Source organism: Amycolatopsis sp. NPDC051903, from assembly GCF_044452505.1.
In the GTDB taxonomy this organism is placed as follows: Bacteria; Actinomycetota; Actinomycetes; order Mycobacteriales; family Pseudonocardiaceae; genus Amycolatopsis.
Window position 1 is genome coordinate 1 of the sequence record NZ_JBITBT010000066.1, and the last position, 13,302, is coordinate 13,302.

At 71.9% G+C, this 13,302-nt stretch carries 15 protein-coding genes; 5 read left to right on the forward strand and 10 right to left on the reverse strand.

Annotated elements, in window-relative coordinates; all coding sequences use genetic code 11:
* Nucleotides 1–187: 187 nt before the first annotated feature.
* From ACIA77_RS50870 to ACIA77_RS50885, 4 genes are all read right to left on the reverse strand, one after another.
* Entirely contained in the window at nt 188–1,273 is a 1,086-nt protein-coding gene (locus ACIA77_RS50870) for an IS110 family transposase (RefSeq protein ID WP_395893458.1), read from the reverse strand.
* A gap of 205 nt (nt 1,274–1,478) precedes the next feature.
* Nucleotides 1,479–1,898: a transposase gene (locus ACIA77_RS50875; protein ID WP_395893459.1), complete on the reverse strand. Its 420-nt coding sequence runs from the start codon at nt 1,896–1,898 to the stop codon at nt 1,479–1,481.
* A 40-nt stretch (nt 1,899–1,938) separates the two neighbouring features.
* Complete coding sequence (locus ACIA77_RS50880) at nt 1,939–2,346, reverse strand: transposase (protein WP_395893486.1); 408 nt, start codon at nt 2,344–2,346, stop codon at nt 1,939–1,941.
* Between the two features lie 49 nt (nt 2,347–2,395).
* Nucleotides 2,396–3,061 (reverse strand): helix-turn-helix domain-containing protein, encoded by a 666-nt coding sequence (locus ACIA77_RS50885; protein WP_395893460.1) that lies wholly within the window; start codon nt 3,059–3,061, stop codon nt 2,396–2,398.
* Nucleotides 3,062–3,100: 39 nt separating this feature from the next.
* Between ACIA77_RS50885 and ACIA77_RS50890 the strand changes: the two genes are divergently transcribed.
* The 3 genes from ACIA77_RS50890 (at nt 3,101) to ACIA77_RS50900 (ending at nt 5,107) form a co-directional block, all read left to right on the forward strand.
* Entirely contained in the window at nt 3,101–3,499 is a 399-nt protein-coding gene (locus tag ACIA77_RS50890; RefSeq protein WP_395893461.1) for an NUDIX domain-containing protein, read from the forward strand.
* A 208-nt stretch (nt 3,500–3,707) separates the two neighbouring features.
* Nucleotides 3,708–4,211: an MmpS family transport accessory protein gene (locus ACIA77_RS50895; protein WP_395893462.1), complete on the forward strand. Its 504-nt coding sequence runs from the start codon at nt 3,708–3,710 to the stop codon at nt 4,209–4,211.
* An 89-nt stretch (nt 4,212–4,300) separates the two neighbouring features.
* The gene (locus ACIA77_RS50900; RefSeq protein ID WP_395893463.1) at nt 4,301–5,107 is read left to right on the forward strand and encodes an ABC transporter permease; all 807 of its coding nucleotides are present in this window, start codon (nt 4,301–4,303) and stop codon (nt 5,105–5,107) included.
* On the opposite strand, the gene ACIA77_RS50905 is transcribed toward ACIA77_RS50900, so the two are convergent.
* Nucleotides 5,083–5,769, reverse strand: coding sequence for a histidine phosphatase family protein (locus tag ACIA77_RS50905; RefSeq protein ID WP_395893464.1), 687 nt, complete (start codon nt 5,767–5,769; stop codon nt 5,083–5,085). The two genes, ACIA77_RS50900 and ACIA77_RS50905, sit on opposite strands and share 25 nt — an antisense overlap.
* Nucleotides 5,770–5,797: 28 nt before the next feature.
* On the reverse strand, nt 5,798–7,684 hold the full coding sequence (locus tag ACIA77_RS50910) for a Na+/H+ antiporter (RefSeq protein ID WP_395893465.1): 1,887 nt from the start codon (nt 7,682–7,684) through the stop codon (nt 5,798–5,800).
* A 71-nt stretch (nt 7,685–7,755) separates the two neighbouring features.
* Between ACIA77_RS50910 and ACIA77_RS50915 the strand changes: the two genes are divergently transcribed.
* Nucleotides 7,756–9,177, forward strand: a complete 1,422-nt coding sequence (locus ACIA77_RS50915; protein WP_395893466.1) for a carboxylesterase/lipase family protein — start codon at nt 7,756–7,758, stop codon at nt 9,175–9,177.
* A gap of 7 nt (nt 9,178–9,184) precedes the next feature.
* Here the strand turns inward: ACIA77_RS50915 and ACIA77_RS50920 are convergent, their stop codons facing one another.
* Genes ACIA77_RS50920 through ACIA77_RS50930 form a run of 3 tightly spaced genes read right to left on the reverse strand, consistent with a single transcriptional unit; the run spans nt 9,185 to nt 11,522 of the window.
* The gene (locus tag ACIA77_RS50920) at nt 9,185–9,565 is read right to left on the reverse strand and encodes a YchJ family protein (RefSeq protein WP_395893467.1); all 381 of its coding nucleotides are present in this window, start codon (nt 9,563–9,565) and stop codon (nt 9,185–9,187) included.
* Entirely contained in the window at nt 9,552–10,022 is a 471-nt protein-coding gene (rnhA, locus tag ACIA77_RS50925; RefSeq protein WP_395893468.1) for a ribonuclease HI, read from the reverse strand. The genes ACIA77_RS50920 and rnhA overlap by 14 nt, the downstream gene beginning before the upstream one ends.
* Before the next feature lie 21 nt (nt 10,023–10,043).
* Nucleotides 10,044–11,522: a glycosyltransferase family 39 protein gene (locus ACIA77_RS50930; RefSeq protein WP_395893469.1), complete on the reverse strand. Its 1,479-nt coding sequence runs from the start codon at nt 11,520–11,522 to the stop codon at nt 10,044–10,046.
* A 162-nt stretch (nt 11,523–11,684) separates the two neighbouring features.
* Here ACIA77_RS50930 and ACIA77_RS50935 point away from each other — a divergent pair, with 162 nt between their 5' ends.
* Nucleotides 11,685–12,482: a DUF1684 domain-containing protein gene (locus tag ACIA77_RS50935; protein ID WP_395893470.1), complete on the forward strand. Its 798-nt coding sequence runs from the start codon at nt 11,685–11,687 to the stop codon at nt 12,480–12,482.
* 13 nt (nt 12,483–12,495) lie between these two features.
* Here the strand turns inward: ACIA77_RS50935 and ACIA77_RS50940 are convergent, their stop codons facing one another.
* Nucleotides 12,496–13,275, reverse strand: coding sequence for an enoyl-CoA hydratase-related protein (locus tag ACIA77_RS50940; protein ID WP_395893471.1), 780 nt, complete (start codon nt 13,273–13,275; stop codon nt 12,496–12,498).
* Nucleotides 13,276–13,302: the final 27 nt, after the last annotated feature.

The window sequence follows — 13,302 nt, forward strand, 5'->3', positions numbered from 1 at the left end:
CATCACCAGCACGAACACCCGAAAATCCCAGCACGGCAAGAACACCAAGTCGAGCAACCCACGACCCCGCCAAACAGGTTAAAACTCAAGCTAGGGCGTGTCTGATAATGCCGTGGTCCAAGTAACCACGGCATGCAGGACAACAGCTGATCGGTAGACGATGGCGAGCTTGATGCCCCTATGGATGTCAAGCGATCGCTGGCAGGCTCGTGTGCTGCAGGGGGTGGGCGATGAGGTTGAAGAGTTCGCGGGCGACATAGCGTTTCAGACAGCGGATCGCTTCGCGCCTGGTCTTGCCTTCGCGGACGCGTCGGTCGATGTAAGCACGGGTGCGCGGATCCCAGCGAAGTCTTGCTATGACGATCGTGTAGAGGGCGGAGTTGGCTTGCCGGTCGCCGCCTCGATTGAGCCTGCGGCGTTGGGTCTTGCCCGAAGACATCTCGATGGGACTTGCTCCGCAGAGTGCCGCAAAGGAGGCTTCGCTGGTGAGTCGGTGTGGGTTGTCGCCGGCGGCCAGGAGCAGCGCTGCGGCTGTGTCGGGGCCGACGCCGTATCGCTGCAGCAGTTCGGGTGTGTGGGCGCTGATGGCGTCGGTGATCTGCTGGTTGAGGTCGTCGACCTCGCGGGTGAGCTCGATGATCCGGCGAGCCAGCAGTCGCAGGGTGTATGCGGCGGCTGCCGCTGGCGTGTCGGGCCGCCCCGGGCCAAGCTCGGCGCATCGACGGACGAGTTTGGGGTTGCTGAGTCCGGCCATCGAGTCGCGCAGGGTCGGGTCGGCGCCGACGAGAATGGCCTTGAGCTGGTTGATCGCCTGAGCCCGTGACTTGGTGGCCGAGGCCTTGGCCAGCTTGAACAGGCGGATCCTTTCCACGTGACCATCGCCGGCTTTGGCGACGGCAGTAGCTCGGCCGGAGAGCACCGCTCGGGCTGCTGTTTCGGCGTCGATGGCGTCGGTCTTGCCGCGGCGTCGCCGGTGAGCCTTGTCCGGCTGGTTGACCTCGATGACTCCGATCCCGGCGCCGATCAAGTGACGAGTCAGCGCGGCGCCATAGGAATGAGTGCCTTCCACCCCGGCCTGCTGCACCTGGCCCAGCGTCGTGACCCAGTCCAACAGCCCGCGGTAGCCCTCGGCGGTGGTGGGGAAACTCCGGCTGCCGAGGAGAGCACCGTGAATGCTGATGACGGCGGCGACGTGGGTGTCTTTATGCGTGTCGACGCCCAGAATCACTTCCGGCGAGGCGTCGTCTTGGCCGGTCGTTGCGAGGTGGGTCATGCTGGGCACGGTTGTTCGGCTCCTGAGGGCTCGGGAACGGATGGCCGTTGCCGGGCCAGCAGGGATGGTCAGGACTGTGATGGCGCCTCGTTAGCGGCGAGGCCCCTATCGGGACACGTCCCGCTGGTCCGGCGGCAGCAAGCACCGCCCGGAACCCAAGTCGACAGATCAAACTCAAGGCACCACAGGCCCGTCGTAGCGCGGGTCAGACCCGGGCACCAGGCGGCACCTGATCATCCTCACAGTCGTAGCGAGTGGCCAGGCCACGCCATTGCTTGAGCAGGTTGAACCGGCGTTCGACGACGTTGCGACCGCGGTGGTCAACCGAGTCGAAGGCAGGTGGGCGCCCGCCGCGGGAACCGCGGCGGGCGCGGTGCCCGACCTGATCGGCAGGTTCAGGGATCACCGCGGTGATGCCGCGACCAGGCAGATGTCCGCGGATCGCCCTCGACGAATAAGCCTTGTCGCCGCGGACGCGGTCGGGCCGGGTGCGAGTTCGACCGCGTCCGCGGCGAGCGACCCGCAGATGCCGCATCAGGTGCGGAAACATCGGCGCGTCCCCGGCCTGGCCAGGCCCGACCAACGTCACCTTTGGGCGGCCGTTCCCGTCAACGAGATGGTGCACTTTGGTGCTCCAGCCGCTGCGCGAGCGGCCGATCGCTTGATCAGGCGGCTAGGTCAGCACATCCGTGTAGTTCGACCCAGCCCCCTGTGAGCCGGGTGATGTTCGTGGCGTGCTGATGCGCCCGCGCGATCGTGGAATCCACCGACACCGACCAATCGATCAGGCCGGCCGCGTCGGCCGCGGTCAACAACCGCTGCAGCACGGTGTCCCAGGTTCCGTCGCCGGACATCCGGCGGTGCCACGTCCAGATCGTCTGCCACGGACCGAACACCGCTGGCACATCCCGCCACGCAATCCCGCACCGATATCGGTAGATGATCCCTTCGACCATCGACCTGGCCTCAGAGAACGGTCGGCCTTGGTTGCCGGTGCGGACCGGGAGCAGGTCCTCGATCAACGCCCACTGGTCATCTGAGAGCAACTGGGACCGCGACACACCGGGCAGCATCGCAGCCACTGACCGAGACCTTTGTCAGACACGCCCTGGCGCCGGCGGCTCACGTGAAGTAGGCGCTCGGCGTGAGGCCGGTGAGCGCGCGGCATTCGCGGCTGAGGTGGGCCTGGTCGGCGTACCCGGCGCGCGCGGCGAGCTCGGCCAGCCCGAGCTTTCGCCCCGCGAGGCCGATGGCGCGCTGGAGCCGTAGCACGCGCAGGTAGGTGGCCGGTCCGTAGCCGACGGCCACCGTGAACCGCCGCCGCAGCTGGCGTTCGCCCAGGGGCGAGGCCGGGGTGCCCACGCGGGCCGGGGCCTCCCGGAGGTGGGCCAGCAGTTCCGCGACCGCTTCGTCCGGCTCGGCGGGCTGTTCACGCACGACGTCGGCGAGCGTGCGCTGCCCGTGCAGCACCGCGTCGGTCAGCAGCGCGCCGCGGTGGCCCCACAGGTCGGCGAGCGGGATCCGGCGGTCGCGCAGCTCGTCGGCCGCCACGCCGAGGACGGGCGGCGCCGCGCCCGGGTGGAACCGGAGACCGTGCATAGCCGCACCCGGCGTGGTGACCGACGACCACGGCCCGGTGTCCGGACCCGCGACGAACACCTCGCCGTCTCCCGCGACGAGGTCGACGCAGCCGTCGGGCACGATCCGCTTCGGGCCCGCCTCGACCGACTCCCACAGGCAGCGGACGACGGCGCGCACCGGCTCGGGTGCCGTCCTCTCCGAGTACACGCCGCGATTGTCCCCGCCGGGTACGACAGAATGCGAGCCATGACGCCGATCGACGCGCTGGCCTGGGTCCACGTCCGCGACCGGCGGCTGCTGTCGGTGCGCACGCGGGGCAAGGAGAAGTTCTACCTGCCGGGCGGCAAGCGCGAGCCGGGGGAGAGCGACGTCGCCGGGCTGTGCCGGGAGATCCGCGAGGAGCTGGGGGTCGAGCTCGACCCGCTGAGCTTCCGCTTCTTCGCGCTGCTCGACGAGCGGGCCGACGGGTTCGCCGACGGCCGCCGCGTCCGCATGACGTGCTACACGGCCGAACACACGGGCGAACCGGTGCCGTCGGCGGAGATCGCCGAAGCCGCGTGGCTCGGCAGCGGTGATGGCGCTGCGTGCCCGCCCGCCGGGCAGCGCGTGCTGCGGATGCTGGCCGAACAGGGGCTCGTCGACTGAGACCGGGAACTACGCTGCGTGACCGGGTATTGCGACGGTGTTATCGGCATCGTGCGTGGTGACCACACCCGGTGAGCGGTCCACCGGGGCGCCCGAAAGGGTGAAGTTTGGCCAATTTTTTCGGGTTGGCTAACGCCGCGTGACGTTCGGGCGAGATCTCTAACGTCGTACTCGATGGAAGTGCGCTCGAACGAGAGAAGACCTCTCCATGGGTGTTCCTGCCACGACTCCGCCGGCATCGCGGCCGGGCGCGGGTGGTCCGGGCCGGCTCAAGCCGCTCGGCAGTGTGGTGGTCGTGATCGGCGTCGTCGCCGTCGCGCTCGCGGTGGCGGCGTACGTCATGCCCAAGGCTGCCCCCGGGGGCGGTGACCCCGCCGCGGTCGCCCCGGCCCCGGCCGAGATCGCGCCGGCCGAGCCCGCGGCCGTCCAGGACGTCACCCGCACCATCGTCTACTCCCTCTTCGGCGCCGCCGGCGCCCGCAACCTCACCTACGTCGGCGCCGACTCCGGGCTGGAGCAGCAGGCCGAGGTCACGACGCCGTGGTCGGTGACCGTCACGCGCACCGCGCCCGCGAGCGAGGCCGAGTTCGCGAGCCTCGCCGCCCAGAGCGCCGCCGCCGGCGCCCTGACCTGCCGCATCACCGTGGACGGCTCGGTGGTCTCGGAGAAGTCGGTCGCGAGGGAAGGCGCGCAGCTCAGCTGCACCGCGTGAGCTGACACCCGGCCGCGTGGTCCCGGCTGTCCTCGGCCGCGGCCACAGCGCACCCCCGCACCGGCCGGTCCTGAGGCAGGATCACCAGCGTGAACAGTGCGATCGAATTCGGGCCCGCGCTGCTCGTCGTGCTGGCGCTGCTGACGCTGGCGGGCGCCGGGGTGGTGCGGTTCGGGGAGCTGGGGCAGGGGCGGGCCGTGGTGTGGGCCGCGGTGCGCGCGGTGGGCCAGCTGGCGCTCGTGTCGCTGGTGATCACGGTGATCCTGCGGTCCGGGTGGTTGACGGGGCTGTTCGTGCTGCTGATGTTCGGCATCGCGGCCGTCACGGCGGCGGCGCGGATCGGGGCGGCGCGGCGGCTGGGCTGGGTGGCGCTGGCGCTCGCGTCGGGGGTGGCACCGGTGCTCGCGCTGGTGCTGCTGTCGGGTGTGGTGCCGCCGCGGCCGATCTCGGTGGTGCCGATCGCGGGGATCGTGATCGGCGGGACGATGACGGCCACCTCACTGGCCGCCCGCCGCGCACTCGACGAACTCGTGCAACGCCACGGCGAGTACGAAGCCGCGCTGGCGCTGGGGTTCCTGCCGCGGCTGGCGGCGCTCGAGATCTGCCGCCCGTCGGCCGGGCAGGCGCTGATCCCCGCGCTCGACCAGACGCGCACCGTCGGGCTGGTGACGCTGCCCGGTGCCTACGTCGGTCTGCTGCTGGGCGGTGCCGGCCCGATCCAGGCCGGGGTCGCGCAGGCGCTGGTGCTGATCGGGCTGCTGGCGGCGGAAGCCATCGCGGTGCTGACGACCGTCCAGCTCGTCGCGACGGGGTTCATCCGCCGCGACGAGCCGGTGCGCCGGCGCCGGCCGCTCGGGTGGACGCCGTGGCGTCAGCCGAGCGGTGCCGCGAGGTGAGCGGTGTCGTTGTAGCGCCGCACGATCCAGCGGTCGCCGAGCACGACGAGGTGGGACACGGAACCGTTGTCGGCGCCCAGGAACGCGAAGCGGTCGACGGCGCGGCTCGCCTGGGCGAGGATCTCGCCGATCACGCCGCCGTGGGTGAACACCGCCACGCGCCGGTCGGGGTTCGCCTCCGCGATGCGGGTGATCGCCGCGCGCACGCGCCGGCCGAACGCCTCGTCGGACTCCGCGCCCGGGATGATCTCCCAGCGCTGCTCTTCCCACAGCCGGTCGACGATCGGGTGGCCCTCAGTCGTGTACTGGCGGAAGAGGCCGTTCTCCCAGTCGCCGAGGTTGATCTCCCGCAGGTCCGGCTCGACGGTCGGCGTGAGGCCGAGTTTCTCCGCGAGCGGTGCCGCCGTCTGCCGCGTGCGGCGCAGGGTCGTGACGTAGATCGCGTCGATGCGCTCGCCCGCGAGCCGTTCGCCCACGCGCACGGCGTGGTCGCGGCCGTCGGGCGCGAGGTCGGGATCGGCCTGGCCGTTGACGAGGTCGAACGGCGCGCTGACGCGCGCGGGCGCCGATTCGCCGTGGCGGACCAGGAAGATCTCGGTGGCTCCGGGAGGTGGGCTGAAGCGGTGCTGGCGGTACTCGACTTCCTGCTCGGGCGTGCTCATGCCGCCGACCCTAGCCGGGCCCCCGGGCTCAGCCCAATTGCTTGTCCACGAAGCACCAGCGCCACGTTTCACCGGGTTCGAAGCTGCGCATCACGGGGTGGCGCTCGTCGTGGAAGTGGCGCGTCGCGTGCTTGCGCGGCGACGAGTCGCAGCACGCGACGTTGCCGCACTTGAGGCACATGCGCAGGTGCACCCACGTGGTGCCTTCCGCGATGCAGGCCGCGCAGACGTCCTGCGCGCTCGGGTCGACGTCCTTCCACGGGTGCGCGAGGTGCTTGCACGAGCGCGCGGTGACGGCCGGCGTGCTCAGCTCGCGCTCCACGACCGGCCCTTCGTCCTCGGTGCGGTCGAGCAGCGACTCCTCGATGTCGAGGCGCGCCAGCACGCGCCGCAGCACGGTGTCGTCGGCCGTGCCGTTGTCGCGCGCCAGCAGGAACTGCTCGCGGTCCACCTCCAGCAGTTGCAGCCGCAGGCGCCGGTAGGCGTCGCTCGGGGTTTCGGCGAGCGCGCTCTGGCGGCCGAGCTGTTCCCACGCCGAATCGGCCCGGTACTGCAGGCGGTCGCGCAGCCGTTCGATGATGTCCGGCGGGTCGTCCGGGGTGGTGATCTCGTCGAGCTTCTTGAGCGCGGCGTTGGTCATGTCGTTGACCACCGCGGCTTCCTGCAGCGCGTCCTCGGCCGGGTCGGGGCGCGGCAGGCGCAGCCGGCGGATGAGGGTCGGCAGCGTCATGCCCTGCACCACGAGCGTGCCGGCCACGACGGTGAACGCCGCCAGCACCAGGACGGCGCGCTGCGGGGTGTCGGCCGGCAGCACGAACGCAGCGGCGAGCGTGACCACGCCGCGCATCCCCGCCCACGCGATGACCGTCGAATAGCGCCAGGGCCAGATCTTCGCCCTCGTGGTGAAGCGGGCGGTGATGCGTTTGTAGACGCCGATGCCCAGCAGCCACAGCACGCGCGTGAGGATCGTCGCGCCGAGCACCGCGGCGCAGATGCCCACGAGCTCCCACACCGACAGCCCGGACTTGCCGACTTCCGTGATGATGCCGCGCAGCTGCAGGCCGATCAGCAGGAAAACCAGGTTCTCCAGCAGGAATTGCACGGTCTGCCAGTTGAGCCGCGAAGCCAGCCGCGTCGAGCCCGAGAGGATGCGCGGCGACTCGTGGCCCAGCATGAGCCCGCAGACGACCACGGCGAGCACCCCGGAGCCGTGCAGTTCCTCGGCCACGAGGTAGGCCACGAACGGCACGGCGAACGACAGCGCCGTGTCCGTCACGGGCTCCTCGAGCCGCTTGCGCAGGACGGTCGCGAGCAGGCCGATCGCGAGCCCGACCACGACCCCGCCGACCGCGGCGAGCACGAAGTCGAACCCGACCTGCCACATGCTGACCGCGCCGGCCAGCGCCGCGATCGCGGTCCGCAGCGTGACGAGCGCGGCCGCGTCGTTGAACAGGCTCTCGCCCTCCAGCAGCCGCACGAGCTTGCGGGGCATGCCGACCCGGCGCGCGACGACGCTCGCCGCGACCGCGTCCGGCGGCGCGACCACCGCGCCGAGCGCGATCGCCGCCGCCAGCGGCAGCCCGGGGATCACGGCCCACGCGACCACGCCGACCCCGAGCGCGGTGAACACGACCAGGCCCACCGACAGCGTCGCGATCGGCCCGCGCAGCTTGCGGAACGCGACCAGCGACGTCTGGATCGACGCCGAGTACAGCAGTGGGGGCAGCAGCCCGATCAGCACGACCTCGGGGTCGAGCTGGTAGTCGGGCAAGCCGGGGACGAACGACGCCGCGACTCCCACGGCGACCAGACACAGGGGCGCCGACCAGTCCAGACGCCGCGCGATGACCGTGACGACGAGAACCGTCACGACCAACGCCACCAACTCCGCCGCGATGTGCACGGGGGTAATCATGACCCGGACGCGTCCGCGCGTGCTCGCGGGACACGGGACGGGGGTCCGGCGCGGTCACTAGGCTTGCCCGCGTGACGACGGTGCAGATCCGGGCCGGTGCGGTGCGTGGCGAAGTCCGTGGCTCGGTGGCGGTGTTCCTCGGCGTGCCCTACGCCGAACCTCCGGTGGGCGCGTTGCGCTTCCGCCCGCCGCGGCCGGTCGCGAGCTGGACCGGCGCCCGCGACGCGACGCGGTTCGCCGCTCGCGCGCCGCAGCCGGAGGTCACCGGGCGCGGCTTCACCGGCGACGAGGACTGCTTGTACGTCAACGTGTACGCGCCCGCCGCGCCGGGGCAGTACCCGGTGCTGGTGTGGATCCACGGCGGGGGCGGGGTGCTGGGCTCGCCGCACCAGTTCGACGCGTCGGCGTACGCGCGGCGCGGGGTCGTGGTGGTGACCGTCGGGTACCGCCTCGGCGTGCTGGGGATGCTGCGGCTGCCCGGCGTCTCCGATGGCAACCTCTCGCTGCACGACCAGGTGCTCGCGCTGGAGTGGGTGCGGGCCAACGTGGCCGCGTTCGGTGGCGATCCGGCTCGCGTGACGCTGGCCGGGCAGTCGAACGGCGGGCGCACGGTGGGCACGATCCTCGCGGTGCCGCGGGCGCGCGGGCTGTTCCACCAGGCGATCGTGCAGAGCGGCACGGGGGTGGGCTCGGTCGTGCACACCCCCGCGGAGAGCGAGGCCGTGGCGGACGCGGTGCTGGCCGACCTCGGCGTGGCCCCGGCGGAGCTCGCGACGCTGCCGGTGACGCGGATCCTCGAGGCGCAGCAACGCGTCGCGGCCGCCTCCGGCACGCTGGTCACCTACCGCGTCGTCGTCGACGGCGACCTGCTGCCACGCAGTCCCGGCGACGCCGTGGCCGCCGGTTCCGCGCGCGACGTCCGGTTGCTCACCGGGACGACGGCCGACGAGCAGGACCTGTTCTCGTGGTTGCAGAGCGGCAGCGCGAAGCTGCTCGGCACCGGCTCGACGATGCTCGACGAGGAGCGCATCGAAAAGGGCGTCTCGGCCTACCGCGCGCTGTTGCCGGACTGGCCGGAAGACAAGCTGCGCAACCGCGTGCGGACGGCCGGCGACTGGTGGCTGCCCGCGATCCGGCTGGCGGAGTCGCAGCACGCCGCGGGCGGCACCGCGTGGATGTACCGGCTCGACTGGCGGATCGCGCCGCGCGGGCGCGGTCTCGGCGCCGTGCACGGGCTCGACCTGCCGCTGGTGTTCGACGACATCGGCAACAAGAACTGGCGGTTCCTCTTCGCGCTGGCCAAGCCGGATCCCGCGCGGCTGCAGGCGATGGCGACCCAGATGTTCGACACGTGGGTGCGGTTCGTCGCGACCGGCGACCCGGGCTGGACGCCCTACAAACCGGGCGAGCGGATCACGCGCCTGTTCGACGACGTGAGCACCACGGTGTCCGATCCGGACGCCGGGCAGCGCCTGCTGTGGGACTCGTTCTGAGGGCCGCTCACAGCGCGCTGACGTACCACCACTGGCCGGCTTCGCGCACGAAGCGGCTGTTCTCGTGCAGCGTGTCGCCCTGACCGCGGTAGCGGTAGTGCGCGCGGAATTCGACGGTGCCCTCGTTCTGCAGCAGCCCGCCGCCGGTGCCGCCGAGGATTTCGAGGCCGGTCCACTCCTGCCCGTCCTCGAGCCGCAGTCGCTTCGGGCGCGTGTCCGGGTGCCAGGTGCTGAGCAGGTACGCGGGGTTCCCGACGGCGAAGGCGCTGTAGCGCGAGCGCATGAGCAGTTCGGCGGTGGGCGCGCTCTGGCCTCCGTCGTGGAACCGGCCGCAGCACTCGGCGTAGGGCTGGGGCAGGCCGCACGGGCAGCGGTCAGCCGCGGGCACGCTTGACCCCGGACTGGGCGGCTTCCTGCGCGCCCTTCACGGCGAGCCGGTCGGCGCGCTCGTTCTCGGGCAGCCCGGCGTGGCCCTTGACCCACAGCCATTCGACCTCGTGGCGCTCGCCCGCGGCGTCGAGGCGCTGCCACAGGTCCGCGTTTTTCACGGGCTGCTTCGCCTGGGTCTGCCAGCCGTTCTTCTTCCAGCGCGGCAGCCACTGTGTGACGCCGTTGCGCACGTAGGTGCTGTCGGTGTAGATCTTCACGACCGACGGGCGCTTGAGGCTCTCCAGCGCCTGGATCGGCGCCATGAGCTCCATGCGGTTGTTGGTGGTCACCGTCGTCTCGCCGCCGTAGAGCTCGCGCTCGTGGCGGCCGTAGCGCAGGAAGGCACCCCACCCGCCGGGGCCGGGATTGCCGCTGCACGCTCCGTCGGTGTAGATCTCCACGGCCTGTTCGCTCACGCGGTGACCCTACCGAGGTGGTCAGTAGAAGTGGCGGAGGCTCGGCCAGAGCACCGACCACGGCGCGGTGGTGCCGGTGCAGAGGGAGACGGGCGTGCCTTGCTCGTCGTTGTCGACGCCGGTGTCCTGCGTCGCGACGACGCGGCAGCCGGTGAACGCGCGGGCCGGCCGGTCGAACTCGCCGACCAGCACCACGGGGCCGTCGAGCCGGTCGGGCGGCGGGCCCCAGTCGGCGTAGGACATGTGGCCGGAGTACGGCGCGGGCAGTCCGTCGTCCGCGGCGAAGTGTTCGATGGCGCCGGCTTCGCCGTAGTTGCTGGTGAAGATGACGGCGCCGGCGCGGTCGTCACCGGGAAGCTGCCGCCAGACGCCGGCGACGGTCGTGACGAAGCCCGGCCAGCCCACCTGCTCGCCCTGTTCCTTGTTGAGCGCGAGCACCGGGCCGAGTGCCTGCGTGGGCAGGATCGGTAGACCGACCACGAGCGACACGACCGCGCCGAGTGCCGCGGCGACGAGCCACCACCGCCGGGCCCGGCGGCGCGCGAACCAGTCGAGCGCGGGCTGCACCCCCGCGGCGGTGAGGACCAGCAGCAGCGGCAGCGAGTAGTACGGCTTGCCGCCGGCGACGACCAGGAGCACGCACAGCACGGGGTAGCTGAGGGCGATCGCGCGCAGCCGCGGTGTTTTCCACAGCCGCACGATCCCGGCCACCCACACCGGTACGAGCACCGGTGAGAGGTAGGCGAGCTGCAGCGGCACGAACGTCAGCCGGTTCTCGACGCCGTCGTCCTCGCTGATCCCGCCGGCGACGGTGAACATCGGGAAGCCGTGGCGCGCCTCCCAGACCAGCACGGGCGACACCAGCGCCAGCGCGAGCGCGACTCCCGCGAGCAGCCACCAGGTGCGGAAGATCCGCCGCGGGCCCGCGATGAGGACGGCGATCCCGAGCGCGGCGAGCAGCAGCGGCACCAGCCACTTGTTCAGCAGCGCCACGCCGGTGGTCGCGCCGACGGCGAGCCACCACCGGTTGTCGCCGGAGCGCAGGAGCTTGATCGCGAACAGGCTCAGCACCGACCAGAGCAGCATGTCGATCGTGGTCGTGGACAGCATGTGCGAGACGACGAGGACGTAGCCGGACAGCGCGGTCACCGCGGCCGTCACGACCTGCGCGGCGTACCCGCCGTCGAGCTCCCGCGCGACGAGCGCCAGCACCACCACGGTCGCCACCCCGGCCGCGGTCGCGACCACCCGCAGGCCGGCCGGGGTCTCGCCGAACAAGGTCGTCGCGAGCCGCGCCAGCGCGGGCGTCAGCGGCGGCTGGTCGACGTAACCCCAGGCGAGCCGTTTGCCGGCCGCGACGTAGTAGAACTCGTCGCGGTGGAAGCCGTAGGCCCCGGACAGCACCGTGAGCACCACGGCCTGCACGAGCGCCACGACGGCGACCCCGCCGCTCGCGAACGGCGTTCTTCGTGCGGTCGTCTCGGTTGCGGTTTCCCCCATCGCGCCCTCCCCAGAGAAGGCGGATAGTACTGCGGGCGGGGCGCCGAGGGCAGGGGAAACTTCTTCACGACTGCGTTGCATTCGCATCGTGGGACGCGGGAAACATCATCCGCGTCGCGGCGTTGACCACCGGCAGAAGGACTTCGCGACGGAAGGACGGGCATGACCGCGAGCACGCAGGACTTCACCCGGGCCTGGGAAGACTGGAAGGCCGACCGCGAGAAGGAGCTGGCCGCGCCGCACGGCTGGCTCGCGATCATCTCCCTCGACTGGCTGGACGAGCAGCCGCGGGAGTACCCGGGCGTACCCGGGAAGTGGTGGCAGGACGAGGAAGCCGCGTACGTGGACCCGGCCGGGGCCGACCTCGAGTACGAGGGCGAACCCGTGACCGGCGTGCGGCGGTTCGAGCTCGTCAACAGCGGGCCGACCGTGCGCGTCGTCGCCGGGGCGGTCGAGGTCGAGGTCGCGCGGCGGACCGGCTACCTGCTCCGCGTGCACGACCCCGAGGCACCGGTGCTGAAAAACTTCCGCGGGATCCCGGCGTACGCCCCTGACGAACAGTGGGTGGTCGACGGCCGGTTCGAACCGTTCGCCGAACCGCGGCCGGTCACGGTCGGCGCGGTGGTCGAGGGCCTGTCGCACGTGTACACCGCGCCCGGTGTCGTCCGGTTCACCCACGACGGCACCGAGCACGCGCTGACGGCGTTCGCCAAACCCGACGGCGCGCTGATGGTGCTGTTCGCCGACGCCACCAGCGGGGTCACGACCTACGCCGCCAACCGCTCGCTGCAGCTGGGCAAACCCGACGACCGGGGGCGCGTCCGCCTCGACTTCACGCGCGCGGTGAACCTGCCGTGCGCGTTCATCGACTTCGCGACGTGCCCCCTGCCGCCCGAGGGCAACCGGCTCCCGTTCGCCGTGGAAGCGGGGGAGAAGCTGCCCTACGAGCGGCAGGGCTGAGGCCGCAGCGCCGTCACTCGCCGCGGAACTCCGGGCGGCGCTTCGCCCGGAACGCGGCGACGCCCTCGGCGAAGTCCTTCGTGCCGAAGAGCGCGGACTGGCCTTCGCGCTCCACGGCGAACGCGCCGTCCAGCTGAGCCAGCGACGCGGCGGCCAGGGCCCGTTTCGTCTGCGCGTACGCGACGGTCGGGCCCTCGGCCAGCTTCGTCGTGAGCCGGCTGATCTCGCCGTCGAACTCGTCGTCGGGCACGACGTGCGAGATCAGGCCCCACTCGAGGGCTTGCGGTGCCGGAACGCGCTCGGCGAGCAACGCCATCCGGGCGGCTCGCGCGCGGCCGATCGCGGCCGGCACCAGCGCGGTGGACCCGCCGTCGGGCATCAGGCCGACGTTCGCGAACGCCAGCAGGAAGTAGGCCGACTCGCGGGCGACGGTGAGGTCCGCGGCGAGCGCGAACGAGCACCCGACACCGACCGCGGGCCCGTTCACCGCCGCCAGCACCGGTTTCGGGATCGCGCGCAGCAGCCCGGTGAGCCGGTTGGCCGCGTCGATCGTGCCGGTGTCCGGGTCGGCTTCGAGGTCGCGGCCGGCCAGGTCGGCGCCGGCGCAGAAAGCCCGCCCGGCGCCCGTCAGCACGACGACGCGGACGCCGTCATCGGCCACGGCCGCCTCGACCGCGTCGCTCGCGCGCACGAGCATCGCGGTGGTCAGGGCGTTGAGCTGATCGGGCCGGTCGAAGGTGATCCGCAGCGCGGCACCGTCGTGGTCGATCCGCACCGGCGGTTCGGTTGACACGGTCGGGGTCCTCCTCGGCGAGTCGGG